General features: G+C 64.8%; 16 protein-coding genes. 10 read left to right on the top strand and 6 right to left on the bottom strand.

Features of this window, described 5'->3' with window-relative positions; all coding sequences use genetic code 11:
• The first annotated feature begins 80 nt into the window (after positions 1-80).
• From IVB26_RS32745 to IVB26_RS32730, 4 genes are all read left to right on the top strand, one after another.
• Positions 81-1,691 (top strand): acyl-CoA synthetase, encoded by a 1,611-nt coding sequence (locus tag IVB26_RS32745; RefSeq protein ID WP_247969126.1) that lies wholly within the window; start codon positions 81-83, stop codon positions 1,689-1,691.
• Positions 1,692-1,700: 9 nt separating this feature from the next.
• The gene (locus IVB26_RS32740) at positions 1,701-2,168 is read left to right on the top strand and encodes a MarR family transcriptional regulator (RefSeq protein ID WP_247969125.1); all 468 of its coding nucleotides are present in this window, start codon (positions 1,701-1,703) and stop codon (positions 2,166-2,168) included.
• A 95-nt stretch (positions 2,169-2,263) separates the two neighbouring features.
• On the top strand, positions 2,264-2,617 hold the full coding sequence (locus IVB26_RS32735) for a nuclear transport factor 2 family protein (protein WP_247969124.1): 354 nt from the start codon (positions 2,264-2,266) through the stop codon (positions 2,615-2,617).
• A gap of 2 nt (positions 2,618-2,619) precedes the next feature.
• A complete protein-coding gene (locus IVB26_RS32730; RefSeq protein WP_247969123.1) occupies positions 2,620-3,057 on the top strand; it encodes a hypothetical protein in 438 nt (145 codons plus the stop codon).
• Here the strand turns inward: IVB26_RS32730 and IVB26_RS32725 are convergent.
• Positions 3,054-5,285 (bottom strand): ATP-binding protein, encoded by a 2,232-nt coding sequence (locus IVB26_RS32725; protein ID WP_247969122.1) that lies wholly within the window; start codon positions 5,283-5,285, stop codon positions 3,054-3,056. The two genes, IVB26_RS32730 and IVB26_RS32725, sit on opposite strands and share 4 nt — an antisense overlap.
• A gap of 260 nt (positions 5,286-5,545) precedes the next feature.
• Here IVB26_RS32725 and IVB26_RS32720 point away from each other — a divergent pair, with 260 nt between their 5' ends.
• Complete coding sequence (locus IVB26_RS32720) at positions 5,546-6,316, top strand: DUF2189 domain-containing protein (protein WP_247969121.1); 771 nt, start codon at positions 5,546-5,548, stop codon at positions 6,314-6,316.
• Positions 6,317-6,457: 141 nt separating this feature from the next.
• Here the strand turns inward: IVB26_RS32720 and IVB26_RS32715 are convergent, their stop codons facing one another.
• From IVB26_RS32715 to IVB26_RS32705, 3 genes are read right to left on the bottom strand one after another with little or no spacing between them, the layout of a single operon-like run.
• On the bottom strand, positions 6,458-6,970 hold the full coding sequence (locus tag IVB26_RS32715; RefSeq protein ID WP_247969120.1) for an SRPBCC family protein: 513 nt from the start codon (positions 6,968-6,970) through the stop codon (positions 6,458-6,460).
• Entirely contained in the window at positions 6,967-7,437 is a 471-nt protein-coding gene (locus IVB26_RS32710; RefSeq protein ID WP_247969119.1) for an SRPBCC family protein, read from the bottom strand. Before IVB26_RS32710 ends, IVB26_RS32715 begins: the two co-directional genes overlap by 4 nt.
• Positions 7,430-7,744 carry an ArsR/SmtB family transcription factor gene (locus IVB26_RS32705; protein WP_247973331.1) on the bottom strand — a complete coding sequence of 105 codons (315 nt, stop codon included), beginning with the start codon at positions 7,742-7,744 and terminating at the stop codon, positions 7,430-7,432. Before IVB26_RS32705 ends, IVB26_RS32710 begins: the two co-directional genes overlap by 8 nt.
• A 116-nt stretch (positions 7,745-7,860) precedes the next feature.
• On the opposite strand from IVB26_RS32705, the gene IVB26_RS32700 reads away from it, so the two are divergent.
• The 3 genes from IVB26_RS32700 to IVB26_RS32690 all read left to right on the top strand — a co-directional run bounded on the left by IVB26_RS32700 (position 7,861) and on the right by IVB26_RS32690 (position 11,241).
• Positions 7,861-9,306: an LVIVD repeat-containing protein gene (locus IVB26_RS32700; RefSeq protein WP_247969118.1), complete on the top strand. Its 1,446-nt coding sequence runs from the start codon at positions 7,861-7,863 to the stop codon at positions 9,304-9,306.
• Between the two features lie 252 nt (positions 9,307-9,558).
• The gene (locus IVB26_RS32695; protein ID WP_246918791.1) at positions 9,559-10,176 is read left to right on the top strand and encodes a LysE family translocator; all 618 of its coding nucleotides are present in this window, start codon (positions 9,559-9,561) and stop codon (positions 10,174-10,176) included.
• 84 nt (positions 10,177-10,260) lie between these two features.
• Entirely contained in the window at positions 10,261-11,241 is a 981-nt protein-coding gene (locus tag IVB26_RS32690) for a DUF3592 domain-containing protein (RefSeq protein ID WP_247969117.1), read from the top strand.
• On the opposite strand, the gene IVB26_RS32685 is transcribed toward IVB26_RS32690, so the two are convergent.
• Positions 11,238-12,044: an N-formylglutamate amidohydrolase gene (locus IVB26_RS32685; RefSeq protein ID WP_247969116.1), complete on the bottom strand. Its 807-nt coding sequence runs from the start codon at positions 12,042-12,044 to the stop codon at positions 11,238-11,240. The two genes, IVB26_RS32690 and IVB26_RS32685, sit on opposite strands and share 4 nt — an antisense overlap.
• Before the next feature lie 74 nt (positions 12,045-12,118).
• Here IVB26_RS32685 and IVB26_RS32680 point away from each other — a divergent pair, with 74 nt between their 5' ends.
• Complete coding sequence (locus IVB26_RS32680) at positions 12,119-12,517, top strand: gamma-glutamylcyclotransferase family protein (protein ID WP_247969115.1); 399 nt, start codon at positions 12,119-12,121, stop codon at positions 12,515-12,517.
• Here the strand turns inward: IVB26_RS32680 and IVB26_RS32675 are convergent.
• Positions 12,514-13,077: a chlorite dismutase family protein gene (locus tag IVB26_RS32675; RefSeq protein WP_247969114.1), complete on the bottom strand. Its 564-nt coding sequence runs from the start codon at positions 13,075-13,077 to the stop codon at positions 12,514-12,516. The genes IVB26_RS32680 and IVB26_RS32675 overlap by 4 nt on opposite strands.
• A 272-nt stretch (positions 13,078-13,349) precedes the next feature.
• Between IVB26_RS32675 and dnaG the strand changes: the two genes are divergently transcribed.
• Positions 13,350-15,389, top strand: a complete 2,040-nt coding sequence (gene dnaG / locus IVB26_RS32670; RefSeq protein WP_247969113.1) for a DNA primase — start codon at positions 13,350-13,352, stop codon at positions 15,387-15,389.
• The last annotated feature ends 266 nt before the right edge of the window (positions 15,390-15,655 follow it).

Raw genomic sequence — 15,655 nt, 5'->3', positions numbered from 1 at the left:
CTGACTGACCAAGCAAGAAGAACGTGGATGGCCGGAACAAGTCCGGCCACGACGTCGAGAGTACGGAAACGATCCAAGCCATGCTCACCGAAGCCGCCACCTACGACGAGCTCTATCGCAATTTCCGCTGGGACATCCCGGCACGCTTCAACATGGCGGAGGCGTGCTGCGACCGCCATGCCGACGGTACCGGCCGGCTCGCGCTGATCTATGTCGACGAGAACGGTGCAACGAGCCGCACCTCCTTCGACGAGATCGCCGAGATGTCGCGCCGCTTCGCCAATGTGCTGACGACGGATGGGCTTTCGCGCGGCGACCGCGTCGCGGTGTTCCTGTCGCAGTCGCTGGAATTGCCGATCGCCCATATGGCCGCGTTCCGCGCAGGCCTGATCTCGATCCCGCTGTTCGCGCTGTTTGGCGAGGACGCGCTGGAATTCCGCCTGTCGAATTCGCAGGCAAGGGCCATCATCACGGACGAGGTGGGCTGGGAGAAGCTCACGAATATCCGCGATCGGCTGCCCTATTTGCAGGACATCTATGTCACGAGCGGCGCCGTCCACGCCGGCGCAAAACCTTTCTGGTCGGCGATCGAAACCGCGTCCGAGGACTTCGCGACCGTCGACACGTCCGCCGACGATCCCGCGCTGATCATCTACACCTCGGGCACGACGGGCAACCCGAAGGGCGCACTTCACGCGCACCGCGTCGTGCTCGGCCATCTCCCGAACGTGGAGATGTGCCACAACTTCCTGCCGCGCCCCGGCGATCTCATGTGGACGCCGGCGGATTGGGCCTGGATCGGCGGCCTCGTCAACGGGCTGCTCGCGTTCTGGTACCACGGCATCCCGCTGGTCGGTCACCGCGCGCGAAAATTCGAGCCGCAGGCGGCGATGCAGATGATGGCCGATCTCGGCGTCCGCAACGTCTTCCTGCCGCCGACGGCGCTGAAGCTGATGCGGCAGGCCAGCGTGAAGCATCCGGGCGTCAAGCTCCGCAGTATCTTTACCGGCGGCGAATCTCTCGGCGGTGAATTGCTGGGCTGGGTGCGCGAGACCTTCGGCATCGACGCGCACGAGGTGTTCGGCCAGACCGAGTGCAATCTCGTGATCGGCAGCAACTCCAACCTGTTTCCGATCCGCCCCGGCGCGATGGGCAAGGCGACGCCCGGTTTCGACGTCCGCGTCGTCAACGACAAGGGCGAAGAGCAGAAGCGCGGGCAACGCGGCATCATCGGCGTACGCCAGCCATGCCCCGTCACCATGCTCGAATATTGGCGCAATCCGGAGGCGACGGCGAAGAAATATGCCGGCGAGTTTCTGCTCACCGGGGATCTCGGCGTGCAGGACGAGGACGGCTATTTCTGGTATGTCAGCCGCGAGGACGACGTCATCACCACCGCCGGCTATCGCGTCGGCCCGTCCGAGATCGAGCATACGCTGATGAAGCATCCCTCGGTGGCCATGGCCGCGGTGGTCGGCATTCCCGATCCGATCCGCACCGAATCGATCAAGGCCTGGATCGTACTGCGCCCCGGCTTTACCGGCACCGACGCACTGGCGCGCGAGATCCAGGAATTCGTCAAGGTGCAGCTCGCGGCGCACGAATATCCACGCTTCGTCGAGTTCGCCGAAACGCTGCCGATGACGGCGACGGGCAAGGTGCTGCGGCGCGAGCTGCGGGCGAAGGGCTGACGTCCGACGATGGCAAAGACGTCTCAAGCCGCCGGGCTTCATCGCGCCTCGCTCGACAAGCTGCACGATCTGGATGCGGCGCTCGAGCTCATGTATTACGGCTGGCGCGGCATGACGCTGGAGGCCGACGCATATCTTGCCAAGCAGGGTCTGTCGCGTCCGCACCACCGCATCCTCTACGTGGTGGCGCGCCGGCCCGATATCGCGATCGGCTCGCTGCTCGAGGTTCTCGGCATTTCCAAGCAAGCCCTCAGCCGGCCGCTCAACCTGCTGCTGGAGCGCAAGCTGCTGACGTCGAAGCGCTCGCCCGAGCAGCATCGCTCCAAGCTGCTGCGCCTGACGGAAGCCGGGCGACGCATCGAGCAGCGGGCCTCGGATCACGAGCGTAAGGTCCTGCGCGAGGCGTTCGACCGCGCCGGGACGTCGGGGGCGGCGGCGTGGACGGCGGTCATGGAGGCAATCGCCGACCACAATTGACGAAATCTCAAGTCAACGTAGTTGACATGAGGCGCGGGCTTTGCCACTTTCCTCGCCGACGAGCGAGGGGAGGGCAGTGTCATGAGCCACAGACAATGAATCGCGCAGCCGCAGAGCGGTTCGTCGCGGCATGGTGCGCGAGCTGGTGCAAGGTCGATATCGACGCGGTCGTGGCGCATTTTGCCGAGAATGCGCAGATGCGCAGCCCCCTGGCGCTGACGCTGACCGGCTCTCCTGTCGTGGCCGGCATCGAGAATATCCGCGCCTATTGGCGCAAAGCCTATGGCCACATCGAAAGCGCCGACCTGAAGATCCTGAGCTGGAGCTGGGACGAGGCGATCGCGCGCCTGACGGTGTGGTGGCAGCTGGGCGACACGCGGGCCAGCGAGTTCATGGATTTCGACGATGCCGGCCGCGTCGTCCGCAGCGAAGCCTTCTACGGAAAATAATCATGCGCCTTTCGGATATCGTTCTGCTCCTCAACACGCTCTGGTTTGTCGGCGCATTCGTCCAGTTCAGCATTGCCCAGCGCAACACGCTGAAGATATTGCTGCCGCGGGAAGAGCGCGGCAATCCGATCGCGCCGACCCTGGCGGCCAGCGTTGCGTTTCTGGGCGGAATCAATCTGCCCATCGGGCTGTTGTCGTTCTATCTTCTTGCCGTGCGTCCGTCTTTCTTCCAGCCGGTCGAGGCGCAGCTCGCGCTGTTCCTGTTCTTCTCCGCCTGCCATTTCAGCCAATTCATCTACAACGTACCCGTGCTCATGCGTGGCGGACGGGTCGGGGTCGCCTACTGGCCGGTGCTGAAAGGTCCGATGCTCCGGATCTTCGTCATCGACGCGGGACTGTTCGCGGCCAATCTCGCAGTGGCGCTCCAGCTCGCGATCTAGCGCGACGGCTCCGACAGGGCGGAGCGCAGCATCGCGGCAAGATCCTTTCGCCGGAACGGCTTGGTCAGAATGCGGGCCTCGCCGATCCCGTCGGGTGTCTTGACGGGATTTTGGCTGTAGCCGGAGGTGAAGAGCACCTTGAGCCCGGGCCGCAGCTCGCTTGCCTGCCTCGCAAGCTCCGGCCCGAACATGCCGCCGGGCATCACGACGTCGGTGAACAGCAAATGGATGTCGCCGGGCTGGCGCAGCACATTCAGCGCTGCGGGTCCGTTCGACGTCGCGATGACCCGGTAGCCGAGCGTCCTGAGCTCGTTCTCGACATAGGCTCGCACCATGTCGTCGTCTTCGACGAGAAGAATGGTCTCGTGTCCGGCTTGTGTGGCGGTCTGCTCCGCAGGTGGCGGATCCTCGCTCGGCGGTGTTGCGAGACGCGGAAAAAAGAGCCTGACGACACTGCCCTGTCCCGGTTCGGACTGCATCTGCACAAGCCCGCCGGACTGTTGTGCAAATCCGTAGACCATGCTCAGGCCGAGGCCGGTCCCCTTGCCGACCTCCTTGGTCGTGAAGAACGGCTCGAAGGCGCGGCTCGCCACTTCGGAGCTCATGCCGCTGCCGGTATCCGTGACGGCGACCATGACGTAGTCGCCGGGCCGCGGCTCGCCGTTGACGTCGAGGTCGGATTCACCGAGCGAGCTGTTACGGACCTCGACCGTCAGCTTGCCGCCTTCCGGCATCGCGTCGCGCGCGTTGAGCACGAGGTTGAGCACGGCCGTCGTCAATTGGCCGGGATCGACGCTGGCCGGCCACAGATCCGGTTCGAACGCGAAGCGGCACTCGATGTGCTCGCCCAAGGTCCGGCGCAAGAGCTGCTCCATGCCGAGAACTTTCTCGGCGATGTCGATCTCGCGCGGCCTGAGCGGCTGCTTGCGCGCAAAGGCGAGCAGGCTCTTGGTCAGGTCGGAACCGCGCTCGGCGGCGGTCGCGATGTCGCCGGCGATCCGGTGCAATTCCTTGTTTCCCGCCAGCCTGTCGGCAAGATGCTCCGAGTTGCCGAGAATGACGGTCAACAGATTGTTGAAATCATGCGCCACGCCGCCGGTGAGCTGGCCCATGGCTTCCATCTTCTGGGATTGGCTGAGCTTGTGGCTGAGATCCGCGATCGCGTTGCGCTGCTGCTCGAGCGATTCGGCAGTGATATTGAGCAGCGTCATCAATCCGCCGAGCTCGCCGCCCGGATGGGGCTCTGGAATGCGCGCGCTGAGATCGCCGCGTCCGAGTCTCTTTGCCATGGCGGCGAGCCGCTTGACCTGACGCCCGATGCTCACGGTCGCGAGGCTCAATAAGCCGGCCAGAAGCAGCAGCAAGGCCACAACGAGAATTGCCATGTCCTCGTAGAGCCGGCGGTTGGCCGCCGCGACCAGTCCGTCCTTGGATCGTCCGACCAGGATGGTGAGGCCGGCCTTGCGGATCGAGGGCGAGCGGGCGACGCCCCAGATCTGGGTGCGGCCCCCGCTGTCGGTGATTTCCCGGAATGGCTCGCCATCGGGCGCTGCCGCAAAGCGGAACAGATCGGAGCCCGCAATGGATCCGCCGACGGGCTCACTCCAGCCGCCGCTGTTGGGGGCGACCAGGACCGTACCCTTGGCGTCGAGGAGCAGGATGTCCTTCTCGGCGAGCAGCCGCTTGTCGTGAAATTCCGCGAATTTGTTCAGGTTGAATGACGCGAGCAGCACGAATTTCAGCGCGCCCGCCTCCGATCGCACGGGATAGGCGATCTGCAGCACTGACAGCCCGGTCAGGCGGCCGAATACCGGCTCCACCGCGACGACGCCTCGAAGATTCTTGACCTCTTTGAAATAGGCGCGGTCGTTCAGGTCGAGCGTGCGGTTGGTCCGCAGCGAGTCGCAGAACAGTCTGCCGTCAGGATCGATGGTCAGGATACCCGTGAACTGCGGGTGTTCTTCGCGCACCTCCGACAGAAACGCCGAGCACGCCGCCTTGTCGCGCGTGTCGAGGTCGCGGGCACGGGCGAGACCATAGTGAAGCTGGGCGGTGCCCTGGATCTTCTCGTCCAGATCGCTCGCGATGTCGTCGGCGCTCGCCGCCAAATTGGCCAAGGCCGCGTTGATTTCGCTGGACCTGTTCTGCGCGAAGCGCAGCCCGACGAGGCTCGCCGGCACCAGCATGGCCGCGATGACGAGGATCAGTAACCGGGTACGCAGGCTCATCGGTGGGGCGGTCCGCTCTGGTCATCGCGGGTGTTTGTTCGAAGGTAAAACTTGCGGATTATCGTCTGCGCAGTCCATAGGAATTGCTCGAAAATCGCACAGAAGATTAAAGAATTCGAGCCGCCTCGCGATTCCGAAGGGCGGGCGTCGTCGCTCCCTTCCCATCATCCGGCATCAAGTTGCGCCTGCGCGCGGCAGCGCTAAGATCGTGGCCGACCCGTGCGCGACGAAAAGATCGCGCCGATGTGTGGAGGATGCTGATGTCCATCTCGGGCAAGGTCGATCCGGTGGTGCGTCCCGTCGCGGCGACCGACATCGCCGAAGCGCTGGTCGAGGGCCTGCGTGATTTCCAGGCCCTGCCGCTCTACGGTCTCGGCTTCGGCGCGCTCTACGCCGCCGGCGGAATCGTCATCATGCTGTGTCTCACCGCCTACGGCATGGTCTATCTGGTCTATCCCCTGGCGGCGGGCTTCGCCCTGATCGGACCGTTCGTGGCGATCGGCCTCTACGAGGTCAGCCGCCGCCGTGAGCGCGGCGAGCCGGTCTCCTTCGGCGCGATCTGGTCCGCCGTGCGCTCGCGCAGCGAGATCGGCTGGATGGCGTTCGTCACGCTGTTCGTGTTCGTGGTCTGGATGTACCAGGTGCGGCTCCTGATCGCGCTGCTGCTCGGCCTCAACGCCTCTTTCTCCAGCCTTCAGGAATTCATGACCGTGGTTCTGACCACGAATGAAGGCCTGCTGTTCCTCGGCATCGGCAACGCCGTCGGTGCCGTGCTGTCGCTGCTCCTGTTCTCGCTGACCGTGGTGTCGTTTCCGCTGCTGCTCGACCGTGAGGTCGATTTCGTCACGGCGATGGTGACGAGCGTGCGCGCGGTGGTGGCGAGCCCGCTGCCGATGATCTCGTGGGCCGCCGTGATCGTGATGCTGCTGATCGTCTCGGCGCTGCCGTATTTTCTGGGGCTGATCGTGACGCTGCCGGTGCTCGGGCATGCGACCTGGCATCTTTATCGGCGGCTCGTGGTGCCGGTTTAGCGCGTCCCCTTCGCCCCTTGGGCAGTGCCGTAGGGTGGGCAAAGCGAAGCGTGCCCACGGTTCTGTTGCGATGTTGGGTTGGTCGTGGGCACGGCGCAAGTGCGCCCTTGCCCATCCTACGAGACCGAACTCGCGGCGCCCCTACGGCGTCTTGATCCCCATCGCCTTCAGCGCGTCCAGCATCCGCTGCGGCGGGCCCAGCTTCACGACCAGCGGCTTGCCGGTCTCGAGCACGCTCTTGAGGCTGGACAGGATCGCTGGCCAGCCAGAGCGGCCACCGGCGAGGATGTCGTCGCTGAGCGGGCGATCGTGGCCCTCGCTCATCGTCAGCCGTACCGCATCGCCGACCTGTTCGATCTCGTAAGTCACGAGCGTTGGGCCGAGCTTCTCGATCAGCTCCGGCCAGTTGACGTTGAACGTGACCGCGAGCTTTCGCGGCGGATCGTAGGCGAGAACCTCGCCGCTGATGTGCAGCGCGCCGTCGGGCGTGCGCACGATGAACGCGCCGCCAAGGCGCGGCTCGACCTCCACTTTATTGCCGAAGAAGTACAGTTTGCTGAACTCCGCCGAGGTCAGCGCTTCCCACACCTTCTCCGGCGTGGAGGCGATGTAGATGGTGTAGACCGTCAGCGGCTTGAATTGATCGAGGTTCATTTTGCGTCGAATCCCTTGTTGAGGGCTGTGCGCGGGATGCCGAGCAGCTTGCCGGTCTCGAGCAGGCTCTTGAGCTGGGACAGGATCGCCGGCCAGCCGTTGGAGACGGCGCCGAGATATTTGCCGCCCTCGACGAAGCCGTCATGCAGCACGGTCAAACGCACGAGCGAGCCGAACGGTTCGATGGTGAAGACGACGCGCGAGATCGGCTCGCCCCGGAGCTCTTCGAACTTGTGGTGCTTGAAGCTGTAGGACAGGCGCCGCGGCGGATCGGCTTCCAGGATCTCGCCGGCATCCGTGACCTCGCCGTCCAGCAGGAGCGCGAAGGGCGAGCCGACCTTCCAGTCCGACCTGACCTCGGCGCCGAACCAATATTGCCTGGTGAACTCGCTCGACGTCAGCGCCTCCCACAGTTTTTCCGGAGTGGTCTCGATATAGCTCACATAGACGAATTGCGGCTTACTCATCGCGCTTCTCCAACTGACGTTTCAACTCGCCGAGCGCGGCGAGCTTGCCGCGCTCGAACTTCTTGATCCAGCGTTCTCCGATCTGATGGATCGGCACCGGATTGAGGTAGTGCAGCTTCTCGCGGCCATGCCTGATGGCGGTGACCAGATTGGCCTCCTCCAGAATCGCAAGGTGCTTGGTCACGGCCTGTCGCGTCATCGCAAGGCCCTCGCAGAGCTCGTTCAGCGTCTGGCCGTTCCTGGCGTGAAGCCGGTCCAACAGCGAGCGTCGTGACGCATCGGCGAGCGCCTTGAACACCTCATCCATGGCAATGATAATAGGCAACCAAATGGTTGCATGTCAAGATGGTGTCTTTGGCGCGCGCAATCGACCGTGCTAGCTTTTCATCTCAGCCAACGCAGATTGGTTCCGGGAGGACTTTCATGTTCCGTCGCGTTTTTCTTGCTGCCGCCCTTGTTCTCTTCGTTTGCAGCACCGCGGCTGACGCGCAGAAGCAAACCGCCGGCGCGCCGCCCGAAGCGTCCAACATGAAGCTCGTCGGCATGAGCGACCTCCAGGCCCGCAGCGCCTATCAGCCAACCATCCATCACCAGGGTAACCGCTGGATCGCCTATATCGGCCATCACGGCGGCACGGACGATGTGCCTGCACCCGTCAACCCGATGACGGGCAAGGCCGAGCCGAACGGAACGTCGATCGTCGACGTCACCGATCCCGCGCGCCCGAAATATCTGCGGCACCTGCCGGGGCAGGAGGGCAATTACGAATCCGGCGGCGCGCAGATGGTGCGGGTATGCGACGGCAAGGCGTTGCCGAAGGGGGATCCCAACGCGGTCTACATGCTCAGGACCTTCGGCAGCGAGGCGCATGAGATCTGGAACGTCACCGACCCCGCCAGTCCGGTGCTCATCACGCGCATCGGCGGCCTGAAGGACACGCACAAGAGCTGGTGGGAATGCGACACCGGCATTGCCTATCTCGTCTCGGGCGCGCCGGACTGGCGCACGCGGCGCATGACGCAGATCTATGATCTCTCCGATCCCGCGCATCCGCAGAAGATCCGCGACTTTGGCCTGCCGGGTCAGGAGCCCGGTTCGACCGGGGCGGTGCCGACCGAGTTGCACGGGCCGATCTCGACCGGACCCGATGGCAACCGCGTCTATTTCGGCTATGGCACCAACAAAGGCGGCATTTTGCAGATCGTCGATCGCGACAAGCTCTTGAACGGGCCGAAGGAGCCGACGCCGGACAATCTGCGCTATCCCGAGATTTCGCGCCTGCCGATGTCCGCCTTCAACGGCGCTCATACCACGTTCCCGATGCTCGACATGCCCATCGCCGAGTTCGCCGAGGACAAGGACGGCAAGACCCGCGACATCGTCATGATCGTGAATGAAGCCATCCTCAACGAATGCGGCGAGGCGCGGCAGATGGTGTGGTTCGCCGACGTCACCACTGAGACGCGGCCGATGATGATCTCGAGCTACACCGTGCCGGAAGCGAGCGGGCAGTTCTGCCAGCGCGGCGGCCGCTTCGGCGCGCATTCCTCGAGCGAGAGCATGGCGCCGGTCTATTACAAGAAGATGGCCTTCATCGCCTTCTTCAATGCCGGGGTGCGCGCGCTCGACATCCGCGATCCCTATCATCCCAGGGAGGTCGGCTACTTCATTCCGTCGATCACTGCTGCCACCGACAAGCGCTGCATCCCGATCGAGGGCGGCGAGCGCTGCAAGGTTGCGATCCAGACCAACAATGTCGAGACCGACGATCGCGGCTACATCTATATCGTCGACCGCGCCAATACCGGCCTGCATATCCTCGAGCTGTCGGGACCGGCGCGCACTGTGGCCGGCCTGCCGAAGAACTGACGATGTGGCGCGCGGCGATGAGGTGCGGGGCCCACGATCTCCCCCATTCTCCGCTGTCATCACCCGCGAAAGCGGGTGATCCAGTACTCCGCGGCGGTTGTGAAATACGGAAGGGCCGCGGCGTACTGGATACCCCGCCTGCGCGGGGTATGACACCGGTGGTGGGGCGTAGACCTTGCGCTCATCCGCCTTCCGTTCCCGCCCGTCCCATGCATTAATACCTCCGAACCGCTTTCAGCCGAGTCTCCCATCATGTCCATGCAAGCCTACCTTGCCTTCCTCGCCGCCTGCATCGCGCTGGCGCTGCTGCCGGGGCCGATCGTCACCCTCGTCATCGCCAACGGCCTGCGCCACGGCACGCGTGCCGCGCTCACCAACGTTGCCGGTGCGCAAGCCGGGCTTGCCATCGTCATTGGCATCGTCGCGGTCGGCCTGACCTCGCTGATGGCGACCATGGGCTACTGGTTCGACTGGGTGCGCTTTGCCGGCGCCGCTTATCTGGTCTGGCTCGGCATCAAGCTGATCTGGGCGCCGGTCGAGGGCGTCGATGTCGACGCACCGCCTCCGCCGCCGCGCGGCGGCTTCTTCCTGCAGGGGTTTTTGGTGCTGCTGTCGAACCCGAAAGTGCTGGTGTTCTTCGGCGCCTTCATCCCGCAATTCATGGACATGAACCAGCCGCACTTTCCGCAAGTCGCGCTGCTGGGCGCGACCTTCATGGTCACCGCAGTGATGACGGACGCGCTCTACGCCATCGCCGCCGGGCGCGCGCGGAAATTCTTCTCGGCGCGCCGCACGCGCCTGATGTCGCGCATCTCCGGCGGCTTCATGATCGGCGGCGGCGTCTGGCTGGCGCTGACGCGGGCGAAATAACCTTGCTCCCAGCCGGCCTGGCTTGAACCCTTCGCTGCGGCAAAGCGTCCAATCGGGCATTGCCGCTGACGAAGGATTTTGGCCGTGCCCGATCTGCCCTGGTTCGTCTATGCGATGCTGCTCGCGCCGCTCGGGCTGCTATTGGTCGCCGCAATCGTCAAGACTTGGCAGGTGCGCGAGGCGCGCAACTGGCCGCAAGCGCCGGGCAAGGTCGTCACCTCGGTTGCAGAGGTGCGCGAGGTCAGGGTCTCCGACAGCGACCGCGAGGACGGCTATCGCCTCGAGAAACGCAATTTTGCGAACGTGACTTACGAATATGCGGTCGGCGGCCGCAAGCTGCGCTCTAACCGCATCTCGATCGGCGAGGATCTCGGCAATTTCGAGGTCGCCGAGAAGCTCGCAAAGTATCCCGCCGGCAGCATCGTCACCGTCTATTACAATCCGCGCCATCCCGATCAGGCCGTGCTGGAGCGCGATCTGCCCAAGGGACTGTGGGGCTGCCTCGGCATCGGCACGGCGATCGTGCTTGGCATCGTGTTCGGCTCGGCGTTCGGTCTCAACCAGACTTATGCATACCTCGCGCACCACATCGCCCGGCCCGATCTCGCGGGCCTCGTCGTCGGACTCGGCGCGTTCGGCCTCGTCATCGCGCTGCTGGGGTACGGGGTGCGACGTCAGGCGTCGATGGCGGCACGCTGGCCGGTGGTGCGGGGCACGATCAAGCTGTCGGCACTCGAGCATTACTACGAGGCCAGCGAGCCGGGCGAGCGCCGCGGTACCGAGATGTTCGGCAAGCGCGTGACCTACACCTATCGCTATCAGAACGTCAGCTACACCAATGAATGCGCGCGCGTCGCGGCCGGGACGCCGTCGGGGTCCGAGAAGATGTTGAAGAAGCTCATGGCGCGCTACCAGGACGGCGCGACCGTCGAGGTCCGCGTCAATCCCGACAACCCGGCCGAGGCAACGCTCGATGCAAACGGCGCGGGCCGCATCGCCTGGCTGCTGTGGGGCATCGCCGCGATCTTCGCCGCACTGGCGCTGTTCGTCGCGACGCGGGGCTAATCGACCAACAGCTCGGCCCTCAGTTCCGTCTCGATCTCCGCAAAAATCCTTGCCAGTCGCTCGGCCCATTGCTGCTGGCCGGACTGGTCGGCGATGAGATCCTGCCGGATCTCGATGCCGGTGTTGACGAGGCCGCGCGCCTCGCCGTGCACGGGAATGGTGTAGTCGGTGAGGTCATTCACCGCATAGGGCTCGTTGTCGCCGACGACGAGATCGCTCTCGATGCGAAGATGCTTCAACAGCAGCTGCGGCAGCACGGTGTCCCGGTTATACAGCGCGCCGATGTGCCAGGGGCGCGCGACGCCGGCATAAACAGGCGTGAAGCTGTGCAGCGACACCAGCACCGTCGGCTGCCCGGCGTGCAGGCGGCGGCTGATCGCGGCTTCGATGCGATCATGATAGGGCTCGAAGATCTCGCGCCGCCGCGCCTCGCGTTCCCATTCCGAAATCCCTTCGTTGCCCGGGATCGCGGTGGCTTCGGAGATGACCGGGATCGAGCTTACTGCTTCGGGCGGGCGGTTGCAGTCGATCACCAGCCGCGAATAGCGCTGCGCGATCAGATGCGCATCCAGCAGCTTGGCGAGCCGCTCGGCGACACCGGCGATGCCGATGTCCCAGGCGATGTGCCGCGTCATCTCGCTTGCCGTGACGCCGAGGTCGCCGAGCGCGCGCGGCAGCACCCGCCCGTAATGATCCGCGGTGAGCAGGAAGGGCGATGTCGCTTGCGCATTCATCTCATGCACGGGCGGAATGTCGCCCGCGCCGAGCAGTTGATCGGTCGTCTCGGCGGTGTGCTGGTCCATCCTGATTGCCTATGAAACGATAATTTGTGTAAGGGAGTAACGATATTGCACCGACGTCGCAACGTTAGAACAGCATGACCTCCGATCGCCTCTTCGTCTACGGCACCCTGATGCGCGGCTTCGACCATCCGATGGCGCGGCTGCTGGCGGGGCATGCTGATTTTCTGGGCGAGGCGACCTGCCGCGGCCGGCTCGTTCTGGTGAAGCATTATCCGGGATTGCTGCTGTCGGAGGCGGCCTCCGACATCGTCCATGGCGAACTCTTTCAGATGCGCGTGCCTGACGAGCTCCTGGGCGAGCTCGACATGTACGAGGCCTGCGGCGAAGGCTTTCCCGAGCCGACCGAATATCTGCGCCGGCTGATCGACGTGACGCGCGCCGACGGCGCCGTCGAGAAGGCTTGGACCTATATCTATAACTGGCCCGTCACCGACCTGCCGCACATCGAGTCCGGGCGCTTCCTGGAGCACTAAGCCGACAGCACTTCCTTCACCACGCGCACGTCGACTTCGTGCTCGACGTAACTCCACTCCTCGGTCTGCCTGAGCATCGCGACCAGCTCCTCGAACAGCGAGGCGTCCGCGGGGGCGAATTCGAACCAGGTCAGGAAGTCGAAGGGGCCGCCGAGGTCGCGGCAATGATAGAGCTGGCGCGCGATCGCGGGCAGGAAACGAAGACTGCTCGCGATGTGGTGCGACTTGTCCTCGAAAATCTTGCGCCGCTCTTCCTGCGTCAGCTCCCACCAGGCCTGCGACTTGCGGATCGGGATCAGCGCCGCGCTGGTGGCCTCGATCCGGCCGAGCCCGGCCTGCACGGCCACGAGCTGCTGCTTCTCAGCCCGTTCGGTGTAGCGCAGGCTGCTGGCGACGCCGACCAGCCGCCACGCATTGCGCGAGGGCACCAGCGGCAACGAGACGGCCTCGCTGTCGGTGACCGACAGCGCCGGCACGAAGGGCAGGGGCTCGCCCGTCACCGCTGTAATCGAAGTGACGCGCCAACCCCCGCTATGGCCGCCTCGAAAGGTCCTGAACATGACGCTATGGAAGCGTGGAACCGGGCGCGGTTCAAGAGTTTCGTCATTCCGGGGCGCGCGAAGCGCGAACCCGGAATCCATTTCTCCCAGCATTCCGGCGGCCCAATGGATTCCGGGCTCGCCCCTTCGGGGCGCCCCGGAATGACGGGACCCAAGCCCTGTGCATAGGTCGAATAACCCGGATAACCCGGACAAACCTGACTTCTGGTGAGGCCGCACCTATATCCCTGATCCCCAGCCCGACTCACCCCGGTTCGCGCTACATAGGCCCCATGCGCTTCACGCCCCAATTCCTCGACGAGCTTCGTGCCCGGCTTTCGGTTTCCGAAGTCGTGGGCAAGCGCGTCAAATTGAAGAAGGCGGGGCGGGAGTGGAAGGGGCTGTCGCCGTTCCAGCAGGAAAAGACGCCGTCCTTCTACGTCAACGACCAGAAGGGTTTTTACCACGACTTCTCCTCCGGCAAGCACGGTGACATCATCAGCTTTGTGATGGAGACCGACGGCCTGCCGTTCGCCGAGGCCGTCGAGCGGCTCGCCAGCATGGCCGGCCTGGCACTGCCGGCGGTGACGCCCGATGCGGCGCGCCAGGAGCAGCGGCGCCGCACGCTGCATGACGTCATGGATCTCGCCGCGACCTATTTCGCGGAGACGCTGGCCTCGCGCGTCGGCGCGAAAGCGCGCGGCTATCTCGCCGACCGCGCCATCTCGCCGGCGACGCAATTGCAGTTCCGCCTCGGCTATGCCTCGCCCGATCGCTTCGCGCTGAAGGAGCATCTCGGCAAGCTAGGAATCTCCGTCGAGGACATGGTCGAGACCGGGCTCTTGGTGGCCGGCGACGACATTCCCGTTCCCTACGATCGCTTCCGCGATCGCGTGATGTTTCCGATCACGGATCTGCGCGGCCGCGTCATCGCCTTCGGCGGCCGCGCGCTGGAGAAGGACGTTCCGGCCAAATATTTGAACTCGCCGGAGACGCCGCTCTTCCACAAGGGCGACAATCTCTACAACCACCAGACCGCGCGCAAAGCCACCCATGACGGCAGCGCGCTGGTCGTGGTCGAGGGCTATGTCGATGTCATCGCCATGGTGACCGCGGGTTTTGCCGGCAGCGTCGCGCCGCTCGGCACCGCGCTCACCGAAAGCCAGCTCGCGCTGCTCTGGAAGATGGCGGACGAGCCGATCCTCTGCTTCGACGGTGACCGCGCCGGCCAGAAGGCGGCCTATCGCGCCGCCGATCTCGCGCTGCCCTTCCTCGCACCCGGCAAGAGCCTGCGCTTTGCGCTGCTGCCGGAAGGGCAGGACCCCGACGATCTCGTCCGCTCCGGTGGCCGCGGCGCGATCGAGGAGGTGATCGGAGGCGCCCGTCCGCTCGCCGACATGATCTGGTCGCGCGAGCTCGAAGGCGGCAATTTCGCCACCCCCGAACGCCGCGCCGCACTGGAGGCGCGCATCAAGGAGCTCACCAACGGCATCCGCGACGAGGTGGTGCGGCGCTATTACCGCGACGAATTCGTCGAGCGGCTGCAGCGCGCCTTCGCCCCGGAAGGCGGGCGCGGCGGCTTCGGCGGCCGGGGCAATTTCCGCCAGGGTGGCGGCGGCCGCCAATTCCAGCCCCGGGGCGGGGCAGGCGCGAATCGATTCGGCGGCCAGGGCTTCGGTGGCCAAGGATTCGGAGGCCAAGCATTCGGAGGGCGCCGCGGTGCGCCCGGCCCCACCCTGTTACCTTCAGGCCCCTACCAAGCGGCGAGCCCCCAGCTGGCGGCCAGCCCGATCATGAAGGGCCAGCGCAGCGCCATCTCGCGTCGGGAGGCCCTGATCCTGCAAAGCCTGATCAACCACCCCTGGCTGCTGCACGACCATCTCGAGGAGGTCGCGGCCCTGGAGCTGGCCCACCCCGAGGCCCATAAGCTCAGGGCCGGCATCATCGCCGCCTTTGCCAACGACCATCATCATTCTCCGGACCCCGGCGAGCTCGCCGAGAAGATGCGCAGCGATCTCGACAAGGGTGGATTTTCGCAAGTTCTTCAAAGGGTTGAGAGCGGTATCACGACCGCGGCGGTGTGGGGCGCCCGCGAGGGCGCGGCCAGGGACGACGTTCTCGCCACTTGGCATCAGCTGGTTGCCTTGCATCGGCAATGGCATTCACTACTTAGAGAGCTGAAAGACGCCGAGCTGGCCTTGGGGGAGGACCCCAGCGAGGCCAATTTGGCGTGGCTGCGTGACGTCAAGGCCCGGATGGCCGAGGTCGACGGCACCGAAGCCCTGATCGAGGGTTTTGGCGAGCTGTCGGGCCGGTTCCAGAAGAGCGTGTGATGAAAGAATCATGCGGACGGCCGGGGCCGGAACCGCTAAAAGACTCGCCAAATCTTGGGTTTGGCGGCAAAAACAGGGTTAATCGAGGCTTAACGGTCTTGTAGCACTTTGGCCCAGAGGCGGCCGCAGGCAGAACAGACGCGTCAGGAATGAATCCGCGCAATCGCTGTTGGCACTACACCTGCATCCGCTGCGACAAAGAAGCTGACGAAGCGTTAGGCAATTCCGGCGAGAGAGAGTTGGGGGTGGCGAGAGACATGCGCGCC

The sequence above is a fragment of the Bradyrhizobium sp. 195 genome (assembly GCF_023101665.1).
Classification (GTDB): domain Bacteria; phylum Pseudomonadota; class Alphaproteobacteria; order Rhizobiales; family Xanthobacteraceae; genus Bradyrhizobium.
This window is presented reverse-complemented; position numbering and strand designations above follow the sequence as displayed.

Bases quoted from the DNA above. Each gene is read 5' to 3' on its own strand.
- IVB26_RS32720 (WP_247969121.1), top strand. From the start codon at position 5,546: ATGTCCATCTCGGGCAAGGTCGATCCGGTGGTGCGTCCCGTCGCGGCG.
- IVB26_RS32705 (WP_247973331.1), bottom strand. From the start codon at position 7,744: ATGGATGAGGTGTTCAAGGCGCTCGCCGATGCGTCACGACGCTCGCTG.
- IVB26_RS32715 (WP_247969120.1), bottom strand. From the start codon at position 6,970: ATGAACCTCGATCAATTCAAGCCGCTGACGGTCTACACCATCTACATC.
- IVB26_RS32695 (WP_246918791.1), top strand. From the start codon at position 9,559: ATGTCCATGCAAGCCTACCTTGCCTTCCTCGCCGCCTGCATCGCGCTG.
- IVB26_RS32710 (WP_247969119.1), bottom strand. From the start codon at position 7,437: ATGAGTAAGCCGCAATTCGTCTATGTGAGCTATATCGAGACCACTCCG.
- IVB26_RS32700 (WP_247969118.1), top strand. From the start codon at position 7,861: ATGTTCCGTCGCGTTTTTCTTGCTGCCGCCCTTGTTCTCTTCGTTTGC.
- IVB26_RS32740 (WP_247969125.1), top strand. From the start codon at position 1,701: ATGGCAAAGACGTCTCAAGCCGCCGGGCTTCATCGCGCCTCGCTCGAC.
- IVB26_RS32675 (WP_247969114.1), bottom strand. From the start codon at position 13,077: ATGTTCAGGACCTTTCGAGGCGGCCATAGCGGGGGTTGGCGCGTCACT.
- IVB26_RS32685 (WP_247969116.1), bottom strand. From the start codon at position 12,044: ATGGACCAGCACACCGCCGAGACGACCGATCAACTGCTCGGCGCGGGC.
- dnaG (WP_247969113.1), top strand. From the start codon at position 13,350: ATGCGCTTCACGCCCCAATTCCTCGACGAGCTTCGTGCCCGGCTTTCG.
- IVB26_RS32680 (WP_247969115.1), top strand. From the start codon at position 12,119: ATGACCTCCGATCGCCTCTTCGTCTACGGCACCCTGATGCGCGGCTTC.
- IVB26_RS32730 (WP_247969123.1), top strand. From the start codon at position 2,620: ATGCGCCTTTCGGATATCGTTCTGCTCCTCAACACGCTCTGGTTTGTC.
- IVB26_RS32745 (WP_247969126.1), top strand. From the start codon at position 81: ATGCTCACCGAAGCCGCCACCTACGACGAGCTCTATCGCAATTTCCGC.
- IVB26_RS32735 (WP_247969124.1), top strand. From the start codon at position 2,264: ATGAATCGCGCAGCCGCAGAGCGGTTCGTCGCGGCATGGTGCGCGAGC.
- IVB26_RS32725 (WP_247969122.1), bottom strand. From the start codon at position 5,285: ATGAGCCTGCGTACCCGGTTACTGATCCTCGTCATCGCGGCCATGCTG.